The 19,782-nt window shown below is 60.9% G+C and carries 13 protein-coding genes; 6 read left to right on the top strand and 7 right to left on the bottom strand.

Annotated features, from left to right (window positions below; translation table 11 throughout):
- The first annotated feature begins 27 nt into the window (after window positions 1-27).
- Both DOU54_RS14480 and DOU54_RS14490 read left to right on the top strand, forming a co-directional pair.
- Complete coding sequence (locus DOU54_RS14480; protein ID WP_113382147.1) at window positions 28-927, top strand: uracil-DNA glycosylase; 900 nt, start codon at window positions 28-30, stop codon at window positions 925-927.
- Window positions 928-1,079: 152 nt separating this feature from the next.
- The gene (locus DOU54_RS14490; RefSeq protein ID WP_004440829.1) at window positions 1,080-1,271 is read left to right on the top strand and encodes a hypothetical protein; all 192 of its coding nucleotides are present in this window, start codon (window positions 1,080-1,082) and stop codon (window positions 1,269-1,271) included.
- Between the two features lie 279 nt (window positions 1,272-1,550).
- On the opposite strand, the gene DOU54_RS14495 is transcribed toward DOU54_RS14490, so the two are convergent.
- Window positions 1,551-2,486 carry a DMT family transporter gene (locus tag DOU54_RS14495; protein ID WP_004440828.1) on the bottom strand — a complete coding sequence of 312 codons (936 nt, stop codon included), beginning with the start codon at window positions 2,484-2,486 and terminating at the stop codon, window positions 1,551-1,553.
- A 439-nt stretch (window positions 2,487-2,925) separates the two neighbouring features.
- Between DOU54_RS14495 and pepN the strand changes: the two genes are divergently transcribed.
- The 3 genes from pepN to DOU54_RS14510 all read left to right on the top strand — a co-directional run bounded on the left by pepN (window position 2,926) and on the right by DOU54_RS14510 (window position 8,602).
- Entirely contained in the window at window positions 2,926-5,574 is a 2,649-nt protein-coding gene (pepN, locus tag DOU54_RS14500; protein ID WP_113382148.1) for an aminopeptidase N, read from the top strand.
- A gap of 134 nt (window positions 5,575-5,708) precedes the next feature.
- Window positions 5,709-6,029 carry a carboxymuconolactone decarboxylase family protein gene (locus DOU54_RS14505; protein WP_113382149.1) on the top strand — a complete coding sequence of 107 codons (321 nt, stop codon included), beginning with the start codon at window positions 5,709-5,711 and terminating at the stop codon, window positions 6,027-6,029.
- A 236-nt stretch (window positions 6,030-6,265) separates the two neighbouring features.
- Complete coding sequence (locus tag DOU54_RS14510; protein WP_037091513.1) at window positions 6,266-8,602, top strand: PAS domain-containing sensor histidine kinase; 2,337 nt, start codon at window positions 6,266-6,268, stop codon at window positions 8,600-8,602.
- Between the two features lie 257 nt (window positions 8,603-8,859).
- Here DOU54_RS14510 and DOU54_RS14520 read toward each other — a convergent pair whose 3' ends face one another.
- On the bottom strand, window positions 8,860-11,826 hold the full coding sequence (locus DOU54_RS14520; RefSeq protein WP_113382150.1) for a bifunctional [glutamine synthetase] adenylyltransferase/[glutamine synthetase]-adenylyl-L-tyrosine phosphorylase: 2,967 nt from the start codon (window positions 11,824-11,826) through the stop codon (window positions 8,860-8,862).
- Between the two features lie 318 nt (window positions 11,827-12,144).
- Between DOU54_RS14520 and DOU54_RS14525 the strand changes: the two genes are divergently transcribed.
- A complete protein-coding gene (locus DOU54_RS14525) occupies window positions 12,145-13,008 on the top strand; it encodes a MipA/OmpV family protein (RefSeq protein WP_006700327.1) in 864 nt (287 codons plus the stop codon).
- Between the two features lie 59 nt (window positions 13,009-13,067).
- Here the strand turns inward: DOU54_RS14525 and DOU54_RS14530 are convergent, their stop codons facing one another.
- The 5 genes from DOU54_RS14530 to DOU54_RS14550 form a co-directional block, all read right to left on the bottom strand.
- On the bottom strand, window positions 13,068-14,477 hold the full coding sequence (locus tag DOU54_RS14530) for a sensor histidine kinase (RefSeq protein ID WP_113382151.1): 1,410 nt from the start codon (window positions 14,475-14,477) through the stop codon (window positions 13,068-13,070).
- Window positions 14,478-14,486: 9 nt separating this feature from the next.
- Window positions 14,487-15,245, bottom strand: a complete 759-nt coding sequence (locus DOU54_RS14535; protein ID WP_004440811.1) for a response regulator transcription factor — start codon at window positions 15,243-15,245, stop codon at window positions 14,487-14,489.
- Between the two features lie 259 nt (window positions 15,246-15,504).
- Window positions 15,505-17,058, bottom strand: coding sequence for a Do family serine endopeptidase (locus DOU54_RS14540; protein ID WP_022555870.1), 1,554 nt, complete (start codon window positions 17,056-17,058; stop codon window positions 15,505-15,507).
- Between the two features lie 153 nt (window positions 17,059-17,211).
- Window positions 17,212-17,667 (bottom strand): cytochrome c-type biogenesis protein, encoded by a 456-nt coding sequence (locus DOU54_RS14545; protein WP_034495871.1) that lies wholly within the window; start codon window positions 17,665-17,667, stop codon window positions 17,212-17,214.
- 185 nt (window positions 17,668-17,852) lie between these two features.
- On the bottom strand, window positions 17,853-19,782 hold a 1,930-nt coding region (locus DOU54_RS14550), incomplete at its 5' end, for a heme lyase CcmF/NrfE family subunit (protein ID WP_113731475.1).

A 19,782-nucleotide genomic window follows, 5' to 3' on the forward strand; every position in this document is an offset into this window, starting at 1 on the left:
GCGGGGAACATGGGGTAATTTCCGCCCATGATCGCCGCTCAAGACCTCTCCCCGGCCGAACTCGCCGCCCTCCTGCATTTCCATGCGGATGCGGGCGTCGACTGGTTGCTGGAAGAGGCGCCCGTAGACCGTTTCGCCGAATTTGCCGCCGCCCGCCCTGCCCGGTCCGCGCCTGTTCAGGCGGCGGCGACATCTGCACGGCAGACTGAAAGGCCTGCGGATCGCGGCGCCGATGTCCCGCAGCGGCAGGGAGCAACGCGCAGTGCTCCCGCGCGCGGAGCGCCGGCAAGTCCAACCGTTCCGCAGAATGTCGCCATGCCGGATGAGCAGGCGGTGGCAGCGGCGCGTTTTGCCGCAGAAAGCGCGAGATCGCTTGCTGAACTGAAAACCGTGCTTGAGGGTTTTTCCGGATGCAACCTCAAGAACAGCGCCCGCAATACGATCTTCACCGAAGGTGACGCTTCCTCGGGCATCATGGTCATCGGCCCCATGCCGGATGCGGATGACGATCGCGAGGGCCTGCCCTTTGCCGGCAAGACCGGCCTGCTGCTTGACCGGATGCTGGCGGCCATCGGCCTTAAGCGCAGCACCATCATGCTCGGCAATGTGGTGCCGTGGCGGCCACCGGGCAACCGCCCGCCGACCCAAGCCGAAATGGATATCTGCCGCCCCTTCATCGAGCGCCAGATCGCCCTTGCGGAGCCAAAACACCTGTTGCTTCTGGGCAACTTTACCGCACGTTTCTTCTTTGGCGGCACCGGCACGATCCATACATTGCGCGGACAGTGGCGTGATGTCGCAGCCGGACACCTTGTTTTGCCGGCGCTCGCCAGCCTGCACCCCCAGGAACTATTGAACGCGCCGGCCAGTAAGTCCTTGGCATGGCAGGATTTATTGATGTTTCGGGCAAAGATCGCCGAAGGCTGATTGCCTCATTCCTGCTCAATGTAAATGAATTATGAAAATAGCCATGCGCATTACGCATAACAGCGGCGCATTTGGTCAACTTGCCGAATCCATGCTGCGCTGCGATATACGGCCATGTCTTGGGAGGAATTTCGGTTAAAGGAACCAAGGCAATGACCACTCGCTTCCGTCCGGTGCATTCCGGCTTTGAATCGCTCCGCCTGGCGGGCCTCGGCCCTCGCTCCAGTCAGGGCTACCATCGTTTCGGCGCAGCCGCTAACGAACAGTTGACCGCACGCGCTGCCATGCAGCAGGTCCGCGTGACGCGTCCCTCGGCAGTCTTCGCGGATTTCCGCGAGCGCTGAGAAGCACTCAGGCCGGCTTACACTGGCTTACAGATATGATTGCGCGCTGGCGTCTTTCCTCGGGAAGGCGCCTTTTGCTTTTGTGGGTGTACGATTAAGGGCGGTGAAGTGATGGACACGCCACTTGCTCTGACGTCATCCTCGGGCTTGACCCGAGGATCTAGGCACTTATCCAAAATCGAAACATTTGCAGATCCTTGGGACAGGCCCGAGGATGACGGCGAGAGAAATTTCGCTTCGTCATAAAGGCCGACTCAACACACAGCCGCAGATGCAACATCACCCCTGCGGCGTCGAGGCCTTGCGCGCCGCGCGTCGCGCCAACCCCAGCTGATGTTCACGGAAAATGATGAAGATGCCGGCCAGGATCACGATCGCCGTGCCGATGAGCATCGTCAGCGTGGGTATGTCTCCGAAAAGGACGTAGGAAACCACGATACCGAAGACGATGGAACTGTATTCGAAGGGCGCGATGACCGAGACCTCGGCGTGCCGGTAACTCTCCGTCAGGAAGATTTGCGCGACGCCGCCGCAGATGCCGCTGGTTATCAGAAGCAGGGTCTGCGTCACTGTCAGCACGCTCCAGCCGAAGGGAACGCTGATGAGCGACAGCAGGGTGGCGGTGAGCGAAAAATAAAGCACGATGGTTGGCGTCTTTTCCGTTTCCACCAATTGCCGCACCTGGATCATCGCCAGCCCGCCAAGGGCGGCACCACACAGCACGGCAATGGCGCCCAGCCCCTCACCCGCGGCAAACCCGCCTTCCCTGAGAAGCGTCATCTTCGGCCAGAGAATGACCAGCACGCCGATCATTCCCACGAAGACTGCACTCCAGCGATAAATGCGCACCTTCTCATGCAGGATAAAGGCGGCAAAAACCACGGCGAGAAGTGGCGAAGCATAACCGATGGCGATGAATTCCGGCAGCGGCAGCATGGTCAGCCCGTAAAAGCCGCAGGCCATTGAGAGGATTCCAAGAAAACCGCGCTTGAAATGGCCGAGGAGATTGTTGGTGTGCAGCGCACTTGCGAGCGCGTGAAGCCAGGCAAGATAAACGACAATCGGAATGATGGCGAAAGCCGAACGAAAGAAGGTGATCTGGCCGGCCGGCACATCCCCCGCGGCCTTTATACAGGTCTGCATGACAAGAAAAAAGCCAACCGAAATCAGCTTCATGCTGATCCCGCGGAAGGGATTCATCGGTTCGGCGTTCATTAGCAGTTACTCATATCGGCTGCGCAGACACGCCATCGGGAGGTTTCATGCGGGGGGAGACGACGCGGGGGAATTGGATTTGCGCAAGGCTAGAGCATTCCTCCGGCGCTTTACAACAAAAAATGTGATTTATCCCTGAATTCGGTTGATGGCGTGGAGAAATCGAAGCCTCGCTAGGCAGATGCGAAGGCAAAAAGTGGCACGCGCTAAAATTTGAAGAAAATAAAATATAATTTCAGCAATCGTTCAACATTTGCTGCGATGGTCCGTTGGTCCGGCAGCGGGGAGGATCGTCTGCATGGCCGGCAAAGCCTTCCATGGCGGGACAGAATGTCCTCCGACGCGCACATGATCGTGACGAATATTCTACCCATTTTACATCCGGGCCTTATGACGACATGATGCCGGGACGACCACGCCAAGTTATTCAGGGATAGTCATGCGAACAGACACGGGCCAGATCGTTCACCTGGCAGATTACCGCCCCACCGATTTCGTTCTGGAGCGGGTGGATCTCACCTTCGAACTCGACCCAAAAAATACCAAGGTCGAAGCCCGTCTGATCTTCCACCGGCGCGAAAGCGCCGACCGGCATGCACCGCTGGTTCTTGATGGCGACGAGCTGAAGCTTTCCAGCCTGCTGCTCGACCAGGTGGAGCTGCCCGCCGCTCAATATGAGGCCACACCGGACAGCCTGACCATCCGCGACCTTCCCGCTGAATCTCCCTTCGAGATTTGCGTCACCAATTACATCAACCCGCAGGTCAATACGCAGCTGATGGGGCTTTACCGCACCAATGGCGTTTATTGCACCCAATGCGAAGCGGAAGGTTTCCGCCGCATCACCTATTTCCCCGACCGTCCGGATGTTCTGGCGCCTTATACGGTGACGATCATCGCGGCAAAGGAAGGTAATCCGCTGCTGCTCTCGAACGGCAATTTCCTGGGCGGCGGCAATTACGACGAAGGCCGTCACTTCGCGGCCTGGTTCGATCCGCATCCGAAACCGAGCTACCTGTTCGCTCTCGTTGCCGGCGATCTCGGCGTGGTGGAAGATACTTTCACGACCATGTCCGGACGGGAAGTGGCGCTGAAGATTTATGTCGAGCACGGCAAGGAGCCGCGCGCTGCCTATGCCATGGATGCGCTGAAGCGTTCGATGAAATGGGACGAAGAGCGCTTCGGCCGCGAATACGACCTCGACATCTTCATGATCGTCGCCGTGTCGGATTTCAACATGGGCGCGATGGAGAACAAGGGTCTCAACGTCTTCAACGACAAATTCGTGCTGGCCGACCCGGAAACCGCCTCGGATGCGGACTATGCCAATATCGAGCGCATCATTGCGCATGAATATTTCCACAACTGGACAGGCAATCGCATCACCTGCCGTGACTGGTTCCAGCTGTGCCTGAAAGAAGGCCTGACGGTCTATCGCGATCAGGAATTTTCCTCCGACATGCGCTCGCGGCCGGTGAAGCGCATTGCCGATGTGCGCCACCTGAAATCGGAGCAGTTCCCGGAGGATTCCGGTCCGCTGGCGCATCCGCCGCGCCCGGATACCTATCGCGAAATCAACAACTTCTACACGACGACCGTGTATGAAAAAGGTGCCGAAGTCACCCGCATGATCGCCACGATCCTCGGCGCTGAAGACTTCAAAAAGGGCATGGACCTCTATTTTGAACGTCATGACGGCGAAGCTGCAACGGTTGAGGATTTCGTCAGGAGCTTTGCCGATGCCAGCGGCCGCGATCTCTCGCAGTTTTCGCTATGGTACACCGAGGCCGGCACGCCGCTAGTCTCCGTTTCGTCCGCTTACGATGCCGGCAAGGCCACTTTCAGCTTGACGCTGGAACAGACGACCGCGCCGACCCCCGGCCAGCCGGTGAAGCAGCCACGCCACATTCCGCTTTCGCTGGCGCTGATCCTCGATAATGGTCAGATCGCCGAACCACAGGCCGTCGAAGGCGGCGAGTATCGCGACGGCGTACTTCATTTGACCCAGCGCAACCAGACCTTCTCCTTCTCTGGCATTTCCTCGCGGCCGGTGCTGTCGATCAACCGCAGCTTCTCCGCGCCGATCAACCTGCATTTCGAGCAGAATGCTGCCGACCTGGTGCAGATTGCCCGGCATGAGACGGATATGTTCGCGCGTTTCCAGGCGCTGACCGATCTCGCCCTGCCCGTGCTGATCGCCGCCACCAAGGCGGTGCAGAAAGGCGAAGACGTCCGCACCGATGCCGACCTGATCGCGACGCTCATCGAAATCATCGGCGACGACGCGCTTGAACCGGCATTCCGGGCGCAGGCACTCGCCCTGCCCAGCGAGACCGATATCGCCCGCGAACTCGGCGGAAACACGGATCCCGATGCCATCCACAAGGCGCGCAACGCCACGATCACGGCGATTGCGACAGCCGGCCAGGACACACTGCGGCGGCTTGCCGACGATGCTGCCAATGGCGAGGCCTACAGCCCCGATGCCGGAAGCGCCGGGCGGCGTTCACTGCGCAACGGTGCGCTGACCTTCCTCGCCTTTGCCGAGGGAACGCCGGAGCGGGCGGCGAAGGCCTATGCCGGCGCCACCAACATGACCGATCTCGCCCATGCACTCAGCGTGCTGACGCAGCGCTTCCCCGACAGCGCGGAAACGAAGGAAGCGCTTGCCGCTTTCGAAAAACGCTTCGCCGACAATGCACTCGTGCTCGACAAGTGGTTTTCGCTGCAGGCCGCCATTCCCGGTGAAGGCGCGCTTGATCGTATCAAGGCACTGATGAAATCGAAACATTTCATCGCCACCAATCCGAACCGGGTGCGTTCGCTCGTCGGCACGCTCGCCTTTTCCAATCTTACCGGCTTTCACCGTGCCGATGGCGCCGCCTATCGGTTCCTCGCAGAGCAGATCATCGCCATCGACAAACGCAATCCGCAGCTTGCCGCCCGCATTCTCACGTCCATGCGCTCCTGGCGCTCACTTGAGGCAAGCCGCGCCGACCATGCGAAAGCAGCGCTTTCCACCATTGCCGAGGCGAAAGGCCTCTCGACGGATGTGAGCGATATCGTCGGGCGTGTCCTGAAGGGCTGACTTTCCGCCGAAGCTCCGACATTCTGACCCATTCCGCGACGCCGTCTTGATTTCCATCAAGGCGGCGTCGTGCATCATGCAGCATCTTTCGTGCGAAGGGCCGCGGTTGGCCCGGGATCAGACAGGAACCTCAGATGACGGATATGTCCAGTACAAGCGCTTCGTTTCAGCGTTTCATCAGCGATGCTCCAGACCATAAGGCGGCGTGGTTTCAGGCCGTGCAGGCTCTCGGGGCCGCGTCCACGCTCGACGTGAAGACACAGAGCCTGATCTACATCGGCATTCTTGCCGCCCTCCGCCTGGAAAGCGGCGTCGGTTTTCATGTGATGGAAGCCAAGGCGCGCGGTGCGAGCCGTGACGATATCATCAGCGCGGTGCTCACCGGTCTTCCTGCCGCCGGAAATGGCGTGATCAGCGCGCTTGGTCCTGCTCTCGATGCCTTCGACGGAGCCTGAAACGTTACACGCGGCATTCCCAAGCAGCCGGAATTGAAGCGCCGGCTCACTGTTTTTCTTCATGAATCCCGCTTTTGCCGAAGCGGAAGCAGACTGTCCCGAAAAAATACGGAGTCGGTTCAAGGGGTTAAAATTCTTTTAACTTTTGCCTCTGGACAGGGCGAATCGCATTTGATTCATTAGAGATATTCGAGCGGCGGCGCTTCGAATCACGGGGACATCTAAAAGGCGGGACAATGACGAACGTGCGGCGGGCGACTGCGGGCGATGAGCGGCCGTATGCCAAATTTTCTGATCTAGCGGCCTGGGGCGAAAAGCTTTCCAGTGACCTGATGGGTTTGATGAGCGGCGCGGAACGGCCCATGCCGCAGGTCGAGACCCTGCTGAAGCGCCTCATTCCCATTCTCATCCTCGCATTTCTGGTGGTCGTGGCGGCCTCGCGCATGCTGGGCATCGTCGCCGAATACAGCCGCATGGAAGAAGCCGCCCGCCACTCCACGGCTTTGACGGCGCTGACCGCCAAGGCGGCCCTGCTGAACGACGGCACTGTTTTCACCTCGCAGGACCGCACCCGCGCCGAGGCAAGCCTTGTCGCCGCATTGCCGCAGGGCAGTCTTGCCGATGGCACCATGGTGCTGCTGTCGGGCAGCAACGGTCGTATTTTTGCCGGTTCCGGCAAGGAGGCAATGCTTTACATTGGCACCTCCCTGCCTGCCCTGCTGCCGGAAATCGCCATCGTGCAGCGTTTTCCCGGCGCTCCCGGAACCATCGAGACCAATATAGACGGCCAGCAGCATTACGCGACGATGATCCCCTTCGGAAACGATGGTGCCATGGTCATCGCGGCGCGGTCGCTGCAGCCGATCCGCTCGTTCTGGCGCAGCGAAATCGCCATGAATGTCACGCTGTTCGCGGGCATTTCCTCCATCCTGCTCGTGGTGCTCTATGCCTATTACATGCAGGTGAAGCGCGCCCGCGATGCCGACGACATCTTCGCCGAATCCAACCTGCGGGTGGAGACGGCGCTCTCGCGCGGCCGTTGCGGCCTGTGGGATTTCGACCTTTCCACCCGGCGCATGTTCTGGTCCGGTTCGCTTTACGAGATTCTCGGTATGCCGCCCAGGGCGACACCGCTCTCCTTCTCCGATGCGGCGCGAATGATGCATTCCGAAGACGGCAATCTCTATGAGCTCGCCCGGGCTGTCGGCTGCGGCAACCTGCGCCAGATCGACCAGATCTTCCGCATGCGCCACACCAAGGGCCATTATGTCTGGTTGCGCGCCCGCGCCCAGGTCATCCGCACCAATAATGGGCCGCGTGTCATCGGCATTGCAATGGATGTCACCGAACAGCACCGCCTTGCGCAGCGCTATGCCGAGGCCGACCAGCGCCTTGCCGACGCCATCGAATCCACGTCCGAAGCTTTCGTGCTGTGGGACAAGAACGACCGTCTCGTCATGTGCAACACCCATTATCAGAAGGCCTATGGCTTGCCCGACAGCGTGCTGGTGGCAGGCACGGAGAAATCCACGGTTTATGCCGCAGCAGCCCGGCCGGTCGTCGAACGTCGCGTTGCCGATCCCGATCAGTCTGGCCTGTCCCGCACCACGGAGGTGCAGCTTGCCGACGATCGCTGGCTGCAGATCAACGAACGCCGCACCCGCGATGGCGGCCTCGTCTCAGTCGGCACCGACATCACGCTTCTGAAGCGCCACCAGGAACGGCTGCGCGATTCCGAGCGGCGACTGATGGCCACCATCGGCGATCTCTCCGCCTCGCAGCACAAGCTGGAGCGCCAGAAGACCGAGCTTTCTGACGCCAACGCCAACTACCTTGCCGAAAAAGAGCGCGCCCAGGCCGCCAACCGGGCGAAATCGGAATTCCTTGCCAATATGAGCCATGAGCTGCGCACGCCGCTCAACGCCATCCTCGGCTTCTCCGAAATACTGCTGAACGAGATGTTCGGCCCCGTGGGTTCTCCCAAATATTCCGAATATGCGCGCGACATCCATGACAGTGGCAAACATCTGCTCAACGTCATCAACGATATTCTCGACATGTCGAAGATTGAGGCGGGCCATATGCGCATCAACCGCGAGACCATCGATCTCGCGCCGCTGATCGAAGAAACGCTGCGTCTGACCGCCATCCAGGCCGAACAGAAGAACATCACCGTGCAGCAGAAGGTCTGCGCCGGCCTCACCATGCAGGGCGACCGCCGCGCCATGAAGCAGATCATGCTCAACCTGCTCTCCAATGCCGTGAAATTCACCGGCGACGGCGGCAGCATTGCGCTGCGCACCCATGTGCATGAGGCTGCGATGATCCTCACCATCGCCGACACCGGTATCGGCATTCCGACACAGGCGCTGGAAAAGATCGGTCAGCCCTTTGAGCAGGTGCAGAGCCAATATGCCAAGAGCCAGGGCGGCTCCGGTCTCGGGCTTGCGATTTCCCGCTCGCTGGTGAAGCTGCATGGCGGAACGATGAAGATACGCTCCTGTGAGGGGCGTGGCACGGTGGTGACGATTATCATTCCGCATGCGGCGGGGGTTTGTGGGACGGTGCATTGAGTTGGGCGTCGGACGCGCTGAATGTGCTGCGATACGTTAAGGTCGAATGCGCGACACCCCCCTCTGTCCTGCCGGACATCTCCCCCTCAAGGGGGGAGATCGATATGAGGCCAGCTTTCGACCATCTCAACGGTCAAGGATGAAGTGGCGAGAGGGCGTCCTGCCGATCTCCCCCCTTGAGGGGAGATGTCCGGCAGGACAGAGGGGGGTGAAGCCAGACTCACCAGCGCAAATGGCGCACGCCAAACCCACCAACATCACCCATTCTTCACCACCGCCACAAACGCCTTCCGCACCGCCTTCGCCAGCCGCTTCACCTCTCCCTCAAGCGTGGAAATGTCAGGGCAATCACCTGCCCGGCACACAAGATCGATCAATCCCGCCGGCGCTTCCTTGGGGTTGAACGTGCCGTCGATGCACAACCTTACGATCTGCGATATCTCGGTATAAAGCCCCATCGCCGCCATGCAGTCATCGAAGGCCTGCGGCTCCATGACCGGAGCGGCGAGCGCCTGCAGCGCTTCTGCCGTGTTGCGACCGGGTTCATGCGCCACAAGCCCCTTCACCGGACCGACCAGCGCCAGATATTGGGCGATGAATTCAAGGTCGATCAGGCCGCCATTGATGAGTTTGAAGTCCCAATTATTTTCCGGCGGTTTTTCCTGCTCGATGAGGCTGCGCATTTCCAGCACATCGGCCGAGACCTTGGCCACATCCCGCTTTTGCGACAGGACGGAAGCAATGATGCGGCGCGCATCTTCCATCAGCGAGGCATCGCCGCAGATTAGGCGGGCGCGCGACAGCGCCATGTGTTCCCAGGTCCAGGCCTCCTCACGCTGGTATTTTTCGAAGGCGGAAATGCGGGTCGCCACCGGCCCCTTGTTGCCGGAGGGGCGAAGCCGCATGTCGACCTCGTAAAGCACGCCTTCTGCCGTCGGTGCCGACAGGGCGGCAATCAACCGCTGGGTCACGCGGGTGAAATAACGCACCACATCGAGCGGTTTTGCACCGGTCGATTCATGGGCGGCATCATCATAATCGTAAAGCAGGATGAGATCGACATCCGATCCGGCCGTCAGCTCGAAGGAGCCGAGCTTGCCCATTCCCATCACGGCGACACGGCCGCCGGGATAGGGCCCATGTGCCGCCTCCATCTCCGCCAGCACCGCATTCAACGCCGCCTCGATCACCAGATCGGCAAGATGGGTGAAAGCACGGGCGGCGACTTCGCCACGGATCGCGCCGGTCAGAAGCCTGACGCCGATGAGGAAGCGCTGCTCGGCGGCAAAGATACGCAGCCGGTCGAGAATATCCTCGTAATGGCGGGCATTGGAGAGGAAACTGCCCATGCGGTGGGCGAGATAGTCTCGTGTCGGGATGTCGCTCATCAAAGCCGGGTCCAGCATGCCGTCAAAGACATGCGGGCGGGCGGCGATGATTTCGGCCAGACGCGGCGCGGAGGACATGATCGTTACCAGCAGGTCGAGCAGCGCCGGGTTGTTGCCGAGCAGCGAGAAAAGCTGGATGCCTGCCGGCAGGCCGGAGAGGAAATTGTCGAAGCGCAGCAGCGCCTCGTCGGCCCGCTTGCTCTCACCAAAGGCGCGCAGCAGGTCCGGCGTCAATTCCGTCAGCCGCTCGCGGGCCTCGACCGACTGCGTCGCCCGGTAACGGCCATTGTGCCAGGTGCGGATGACGCGGGAGATATCCTCCGGCCGCTCGAAACCGAGGGCGGAGAGCGTCTTTAACGTATCGGGATCGTCCTTCTGACCGGTGAACACCAGATTGCCGGCCTCGCCTGACAGTTTCACTTCCTGTTCGAACAGCGCCGAGTAACGCCGCTCCACCAGCCGCAGCACCTCTTCCAGCCTTTCCGAGAAGGCCTTGGTATCCTCGAAACCCAGCATGAAGGCGATGCGCTTCAGTTCGGCTTCGGTATCGGGCAGCACATGGGTCTGCTCATCGCGCACCATCTGGATGCGATGTTCCACCTCGCGCAGGAACCAATAGGCATCCGTCAGGCTGTCACGGGTCTCGGCGTCGATCCATTTCGCCTCGGTCAGCGCCGCCAGCGCCTCCTGCGTTGCGCGCACCCGCAGCGCCGGCATTCGGCCGCCGGCGATCAGCTGCTGCGTCTGGGCGAAAAACTCGATCTCGCGGATGCCGCCGCGCCCGAGCTTGACATTGTGGCCCTTCACCGCAATCGCGCCGTGGCCCTTATGGGCGTGGATCTGCCGCTTGATGGAATGAATATCGGCAATCGCCGCATAATCGAGATATTTGCGGAAGATGAAGGGCGTGAGCTCGCGCAGGAAATTCTCACCCGCCTTGATATCGCCCGCCACCGGCCGTGCCTTGATATAGGCAGCGCGCTCCCAGTTCTGGCCCCTGCCCTCGTAGTAAAGCAGTGCCGCTTCCACGGGGATGGCGAGCGGTGTGGAGCCCGGGTCTGGCCGCAGCCGCAGATCGGTGCGGAAGACATAACCATCGGCCGTGCGCTCCTGCATGATGCGCACCAGACGGCGCATCATGCGTCCGAAATTCTCCGTCGCGTCGTAGGGGTCGTCCATGATCCCGGCGGAGGGTTCGAAAAACACCACGGCGTCGATATCGGAGGAATAGTTGAGTTCGCGGGCACCGAGCTTACCCATGCCGAGCACGATGAGGCCCGATCCTTCGCTGGGGGCGGCAACATCCTTCAGTTTCAGCTTGCCACTCTCATGGGCAGACAGCAGAAGGTGATCGATGGCGGCAGAGAGTGCTGCATCCGCCATGTCGCTCAGCCAGCGGGTCGTGTCGCGCGCGGTGAAGATACGAGCGAGATCGGCAAGTGCCGCGACGAAGGAGAGCCGCCGTTTGGCGATCCGGAGCCTCGACATTACCTCGTTTTCGCTCGGTATGCCGCCGTCCCCTCCCGGTTTCCAGCAATCGCGCGCCTGACGTACAAGATCGGCGAGCAGGGGTTCCAGAGGTTTTGAAATGGCCAGTGACAACAGCCCCTCATCGGCCGCCGCCATGTCGCGCAGGTAGGGGGAGAGCGTGAAGGCCGCGGCGACGAAGTCTTTCAGGGCGCTTTCGTCGGCAAGCAGAGCGGCCACCGCCGGCTCGCTTCTGGCGATGTCTTTCAGAGTGGAGAGCACGGATTTCAGCTCGGTCTGCGTATAGGGGCGGATCACGCCCGCCAGCACGTCGTTCAGCCGCCTTTCGGCGCTTTCCGGTTTCGTCAATGCTTCTCTCCCTTTCCCGAGCCCGCTTGTCCTTCGGCCATACCGGATTTTCAGGACGGGCCGCTCTCCCCACGCTAGCCATCCTGCCGTTGCATCACCGAAGCCGGCAGGCACATATCACCTGCGTTGTAACAAATGCGGCGCGCTTTGCGATCAGGAAAACCGCTTTTGCCGAATTTTCCGAAACCCTGCTGGCGCGACCACGGTTTCGGCGGCGCATCGCAATGCCGCGTAATGTCTCCGCAATTGTGCCCACGTAGCGTTCTCCTCAACGAAACCCGACTCCCCGGTTTTCAAACACGCGGTGCTGCAACGGATATGATCATGAAACAGATTTTTACAATGAAATGGCAAAAGAGCCTGTGCGCCATGGCGCTTTGCCTGACGGCGCTGCCGGTGGCACAAGCGGTCTACGCGCCGGTTTTCGCCGCCGATATCGGCAAATCGGACCGCATGGCCGATCCGCAGGCCGGTTTCGATAATTCCCGCTACAGCAGTTCCAGCGACTGGAAAATCACGCTCGGTGTCGGCGCCGCCTATGCCCCGAAATATGAGGGGTCGGACAAGCTGGAGGCCGGCGCCGTGCCGCTGGTCTCCGTCGCCTATGGGGACATGTTGAGCATCGATTTCAGCGGCGTCACCGTCAACCTGCTGAACAGCAACGGCTTCCGGCTGGGAGTGAAAGGCGGCTGGGAGCCCGGGCGCAAGGAAAAGGACGACAGGAAAAACCTGCGCGGGATGGGCGATATCAAGGCAGGCGGCGTCATTGGCGGCGTTATCGCCTATGACGCTGAACCCTTCGAAATCTACGCCAAGGTCGACAAGACCATCAATGGCAGCGAGGGCCTGACAGCCTCGATCGGCGCCAGCGTTTCCCATAAGGTCGACCAGTTCATCCTCGGAGCGGACCTCTCCGCCACCTGGGCTGACGACAAGCACATGAAATCCTATTTCGGTGTGACCTCGGCGCAATCCGCCCGTTCGGGCCTGCGTCGCTTCGACGCCAAATCCGGCTTCAAGCGCGTCGACGCCAGCGCCTCCGTCACCTACCTGATGACCGAGAACTGGTCGATCACCGGCACCGGAGGCGTCGGTTTCCTGCTGGGCGATGCCAAGGACAGCCCGCTGTCCAAAAAAGATATCCAGCCGTTTGCGATGGTGGGCCTGGCCTACACGTTCTAACGCGAGGATTGTCGTCTGGCGGGGCACAACTCCCGCCGGAATACACTCGCCGGCTCTCTTCAGCGGCTATTGTCTGGAAAAACCATGGAGACTGTCAGCCCCGGGCAGGCGGCGTTGGAGGCGTCGGTGTCCGAAAGCTCCAGCGACCCGCCATGCAGTTCCATCACCGCCTCCACCAGCGACAGGCCAAGGCCCGTGCCGGGCTTGGAGCGGCTTTCATCCAGCCGCACGAAGCGTTTCAGCACCTCGCCGCGCTTGTCGGCAGGAATACCGGGACCATTATCGGCAACGGAAAGCAGGATTGCGCCAGGGGCCTTTGCCAGACGAACGACGAGTTTTTTGTCACCCTCGCTTTCGCAGGCATATTTCATGGCGTTGTCTATCAGGTTCGAAAGCGCCTGGCCGATCAATTCACGGTTGCCCTTTACGATGAGGCCCTGTTCGATTTCGGTTTCCAGCGCGAGCCCCGCATCCTCGGCCACCGGCTCGTAGAGTTCGGCGCTGTCTTCGGCAATCGCCGAGACGTCCACTTCAGTCATTTCGGCGGCGATGGAACCGGCCTCGACACGGGAAATCATCAGCAGCGCATTGAAAGTGCGGATGAGCTGGTCGGACTCGGCGATAATGCCTTCAAGGGCTGCGCGGCGTTTCGTTTCGTCATCATCGTCCAGTGCCGCGGCGGCCTTGTTGCGCAGGCGCGTCAGCGGCGTCTTCAGGTCATGGGCGATATTGTCGGAAACCTGCCGCAGGCCTTCATTGAGCTTCTCGATGCGGCCAAGCATGGCGTTAAGCGAGCCGGACAGCCTGTCGAACTCATCGCCGGAGCGGCCCTGCGGCAGACGCTGCGAAAGGTCGCCGGCCATGATCTTCTTGGTTGCCGCCGACATGCGGTCGATGCGTTTCAGTGCATTGCGGCCGATGCCGAACCAGATCAGCAGGGCGCCGCCGCTCATGATGGCGAGCGCCACCATCAGGGCATTACGCACCAGGGCGCGGAATTTGGTCGGCTCGCCGAGGTCGCGGCCGATCAGGATGCGCAGCCCGTTGTCCAGAACGAAAACATTGGCCGTGGCAAGATGCTGCACGCTGTCGCCGCTCTCGGAATAACGCTCATAACGGAAGGGAAAGCCGGTCCAGCCTTCCTTGTCGAAAACACCGGGCTGCACGGAGGCGACGTTGCCGGCCAGAATTTCACCATTCGGCCCGGCGATGATGTAAAGGCTCGCTCCCGGCTGGCGGGCACGGCGCTCCATCATCCTCAGCAGCGGATTGATACCGCCGCGATTATAGATGCGCTGCACATCCGAGACTTCCTGCAGCACAGCGTCACGCGTCTGCTGGTTCAGCAGCCTTTCGGAAAGCGCAGTGACATAAAAAACAAGGAACGCCGCGCAGAGCGCAAACAGCAGGATATAGAGCGCCGAAAGGCGCACCGCTGTCGACCTGAACAATATTCTGAGGCGGGCCATTTTCGGCAATCAGCCCTCGTCCTTCATCATGTAGCCCGCACCGCGAATGGTCTTCAGCAGCGGCTTCTCGAAGTCCTTCTCGATCTTCGAGCGCAGACGGGAAACATGCACGTCGATGACATTGGTCTGCGGATCGAAATGGTAATCCCAGACATTTTCGAGAAGCATCGTGCGGGTCACCACCTGGCCGGCATTCTTCATCAGATATTCCAGCAGGCGAAATTCGCGCGGCTGAAGGAGGATTTCCTTGCCACCCCGGCGCACATCGTGGGACAGGCGGTCCAACTCAAGATCGCCGACGCGATAGATCATGTCCTGCTCGGGCTTGCCCTTGCGGCGGCCAAGCACTTCGATACGGGCGAGCAGTTCGGAGAAGGCATAGGGTTTCGGCAGATAATCGTCACCGCCGGCACGCAGGCCGGTCACGCGGTCATCCACCTGCCCCAGCGCCGAAAGGATAAGAACCGGCGTCTCGATGCCGCGGCGGCGCAGTTCGCTGATGACGGAAAGCCCGTCGCGGCGCGGCAACATGCGGTCGATCACCATGACGTCGTAGACATTCTCGCAGCCCATGAACAGGCCGCTTTCACCATCGCTGGCGTGGTCGGCGACGATCCCGGCTTCGCGGAACGCCTTGGTCATATAGGCCGCAGCCTCGAGGTCGTCTTCAATGACAAGAATCTTCATGTGCGGGACAATAGCGCCCTCGCCCTTTTCCGCACAACCGGAAACAGATGCGACAGACATTTCCTGAACCTTGTTTTCCATGAGGTTTCCTCCGCGATACTGCCTGGACCGGCGTTGCGGGTCCTTTCTTCTCCCCGCCGGGGAAGGGTCGGATGAGGGGGCAAGCGCGCAGTCTATCGCTACCCTTGCCCCCTCATCCCGCTGCCGCGACCTTCTCCCCCTCGGGGAGAAGGAAACAAGTGGCCCGCGCTCACTCCATATGTTCTGCCTCGTCCTATAGGCGAGACACATTCCTTAGCGACGCCGGCTCCCGAAAGAACCGGCATCGCCTTTCAGCCTATCAACCCTGGTCGATATCCAGAGCGATGAAGCGGCTGCCGTCATCCGTCTGGATCTGGAACAGCGCCTTGGAGCGTCCGTCCTTTTTCGCCTGCTCGAGGATCTTCTCGATATCGGCGGCGGAAGCGACCTGCTGGTTGTTGACCGAGGTGATCTTCTCACCCGTCTTCAGGCCACGGGCAGCGGCATCGCTGTCAGGGTCGACATCGGTGATGGCAAGCCCGTTGCCGTCATCGGCGGGGGCCACCGTCAGGCCGAGGCTGGACAGCACCTTCTCGCTGGAAGACTGACCGCCCTTGTCGTCGTTCTGGCTCGGGGTCGCCTTGGAGGCGTCGTCGCTGGCGAGATCACCGAGCGTCACCGTGACCGACTGAGACTTGCCACCGCGCCACAGCGAGATTTCCACCTTGCTGTTCGGCGCCATGCCGCCGATGCGGCGTGACAGGTCGCGGGCATCCTTGACGGGTTCGCCGTTGACGGCGGTGATGATGTCACCCTGCTTGATGCCTGCCTTGTCGCCCGGCGAGCCGGACTGCGGCGAAACGACCAGAGCGCCCTTGGCTTCGGAAAGGCCGAGCGATTCGGCGATGTCCTTGCTGACGGGCTGGATCTGCACGCCGAGCCAGCCGCGCTCTACCTTGCCGTCCTTCTGCAGGTCGGCGATCACGTCCTTGGCGACCGATGCCGGAATGGCGAAGGCAATGCCGACATTGCCGCCCGAGGGCGAGAAGATGGCGGTGTTGATGCCAACCACTTCACCGTTGAGGTTGAAGGCGGGACCGCCCGAGTTGCCGCGGTTCACGGCGGCGTCGATCTGCAGGTAGTCGTCATAGGGGCCGGAGCCGATATCACGGCCACGGGCCGAGATAATGCCGGAAGTCACCGTGCCGCCAAGGCCGAAGGGATTGCCAACGGCGACGACCCAGTCACCGACGCGGATTTTGCTGTCATCGGCAAACTGAACGTAGGTGAACTTGCGGTTCACATCGACCTTGAGGAGCGCCAGATCGGTGCGCGGATCGCGGCCGACGAGCTTGGCGTCGAGTTCGGTGCCGTCATTCATCACGATCGTGTAGGCGGAGCCGTCATCGACGACGTGGTTGTTGGTGACGATGTAACCATCTTCGGAAATGAAGAAGCCGGAGCCCTGAGCGACGGGGCGCAGCGGACCCTTGCCGTCACGGTGGCGATTGGGGCCGCGGTCGGAGCGATCCTGGTTCGGGCCGCCGAATTCCTTGAAGAAGCGCTTGAGCGGATGGTCATCCGGAAGCTGGTCAAGGCCACGGCCACCGAAATTAAAGGAGAAATTGCTGGAATCATCGGAAGCGGGCTGCACGTTCGACTGAACGCGAACGGAGACGACGGCGGGCGATACCGCATCGACCACGTTGGCGAAGCTCGGAACCTGCGGCGCAGTCACCTCGACGGGGGCGGCAAAAGAGTGGAGGATAGGTGCGGCAATGCCGGTGGAAAGCATCAGCGCCGCAAGGCCGCCAACCGTCGTGGCCTTCAGGGCTGTCTTCAGCGAGGAATGGCCGTTTTGCGAATGAGACATGGTGTACCTTCTTTCTTCATTCAGACTGGAACCCGTGTGACCGGGGAAGCGGTGGATGATGAAGATATAGGAGGCGACACCTTACGGCGAAGTGTCTGAGGAATGAAAAATCCGTAATGTTGAAAAAGAACCGTGGGAAAAAATGAAAAACAGTTATTTTTCAATGAGGTTGCGAATTCTTTCTTCTTCATCCGCGCTCAGTTTTTGTGGCTGTTCAAGGGTGGCGCGGCGACGCGAAAAGACGAAGACGGCGAAAATTCCCACAAGGGTGAGGCCGATGGGTGCGCCCCACAAAAGCACGGTGCGCAGGCTGAGGCGTGGTTTGAGAAGCACGAATTCGCCATAGCGCGACACGACATAATCGATGACCGCCTTATCGCTGTCACCCTCGACCAGCCGTTCGCGCACCAGAACGCGCAGGTCACGCGCCAGTTCGGCGTTGCTGTCATCGATCGACTGGTTCTGGCATACCATGCAGCGAAGCTGGGAGGTGAGGTTGCGGGCTCGCTGTTCGAGCACGGGGTCCTTGAGGACTTCATCCGGGTTGAAGGCGGAAGCGGGAGATGCTGAGACAAGCACAGCGAAGAGAAGCAGAAAACCCGCCAGCATCCGAGGCAATCCCGAAAGAGTGCGGCGCATTTCTTCTCCCCGCCGGGGAGAAGGTGGCCCGAAGGGTCGGATGAGGGGGCCCACGCCAGCCGTAACTCTCAGTGTATGCGGCTTCCCCCTCATCGCCTCGCTTTGCTCGGCACTTCTTCCCGTGGGGGAGAAGAAACCTGCCGCACGCTCCACACTCATTCCGCCGCCTCCGGCATTGCAGCCCGCACCGGCTTCGCCTTGCGATTCGGCGCCCCCACTCTCAATCGCCTGTCCGAGAGAGAAATGAACCCGCCCGCCATCATGAACAGCGTGCCGCCCCAGATGCACAGGATGAAGGGTTTCCACCAGATGCGCACCACCATGCCGCCATCGGCCATGGGGTCACCAAGCGAGACATAGAGCTGGCTGAGACCGAAGGTCAGGATGCCGGCTTCCGTCGTCGGCATGCGCCGGGCCGTGTAAAGCCGCTTGGACGACCAGACATCCGCAACTTCCACGCCTGCCTTGCGTACGGTGAAATGGCCGCGATCCTCGGTGAAGTTCGGTCCGACGGCGTGGCGGATGCCGTCGAAGGTCAGGCTGTAGCCGCCCGCTTCCGCCGCCATGCCCTCTTTCATTTCCAGCACCGTCTCGGTCTCGAAAGTGGTGACGATGACGATGCCGAGAACGGTGATTCCAAGACCCATATGCGCCAGCGCCGTGCCGAAGGCCGAGCGCGGCAGGCCTTTGAGGCGGCGAAACGCAATACCGAAAGCGAGCTTGCCGAAATTGGCGCGATACCAGAGATCGGCAAATGCGCCGAGGATCAGCCAGAAACCGGCAGCGATGCCGAGTGCGGCCAGTACCGGGCCGCCATTTTCAATGTACCAGAGCGTCAGTCCCGCCAGAGCGGCAAGCGCTGCCGCCACATAGAGCCGCTGGAATGCGCCCAGGAGATCGCCGCGTTTCCAGGCGAGCATCGGCCCAAACGGGGTGACGATCAGGATCGGGATCATCAGGAGGCCGAAGGTGAGATTGAAGAAAGGCGCGCCGACCGAGATTTTTTCGCCTGTCAGCGTTTCCAGAATAAGCGGATAGAGCGTGCCGATCAGCACGGTCGCGGTCGAGACTGTCAGGATGAGGTTGTTGAGAACCAGCGATCCCTCACGCGAAATCGGCGCAAATAGCCCGCCGGCTTTGAGCGACGGCGCACGCCATGCAAAGAGCGCGAAGGCGCCGCCGATGAAGACGGTCAGAATGCCGAGAATGAAGATGCCGCGGCTCGGATCGGTGGCGAAGGCATGCACGGAGGTGAGAACGCCGGAGCGAACGAGGAAGGTGCCGAGCAGCGAGAGCGAAAAGGTCATGATCGCCAGAAGCACGGTCCAGATTTTCAGCGCCTCGCGCTTTTCCATGACCAGCGCCGAATGCAGCAGCGCGGTGCCGGCAAGCCACGGCATGAAGGAGGCGTTTTCCACCGGGTCCCAGAACCACCAGCCGCCCCAGCCGAGTTCGTAATAGGCCCAGTAGGAACCCATGGAGATGCCGGCGGTCAGGAAGGTCCAGGCGGCGAGCGTCCATGGCCGCACCCACCGCGCCCAGGCGGCATCGATACGGCCTTCCAGCAATGCGGCAACGGCGAAAGAGAAGCAGACGGAAAAGCCGACATAACCGAGGTAAAGCAGCGGTGGATGAATGGCGAGGCCGAAATCCTGAAGGATGGGGTTCAGATCCTGCCCTTCGGCCGGCACCGGCTCCAGCCGCAGAAACGGATTGGAGGTGAGCAGGATGAACAGCAGGAAGGCGACGGAAATCCATGCCTGCACGGCAAGAACATTGGCTTTGAGCGTTTCCGGCAGGTTGCGGCCGAAGGTGGCGACGAGCGCGCTGAAAAACACGAGGATGAGCAGCCAAAGCAGCATGGAGCCTTCGTGATTGCCCCATACACCGGTCAGCTTGTAGATCATCGGCATCAGCGAATGGGAGTTTTCCCAGACGTTGCGCACGGAAAAATCCGAGACGGCATAGGCCCGCGTCAGCGCCGCAAAGGACAAACCAACGAGCAGGAACATCAGCACCGAGCCGAGCGAAGCGATGTCCATCAGCGCCCGGTCGTTGCGGCGCGCGCCAATGACCGGCAGCGTG

Source organism: Agrobacterium sp. MS2, assembly GCF_003261015.1.
Lineage (GTDB): Bacteria > Pseudomonadota > Alphaproteobacteria > Rhizobiales > Rhizobiaceae > Agrobacterium > Agrobacterium pusense.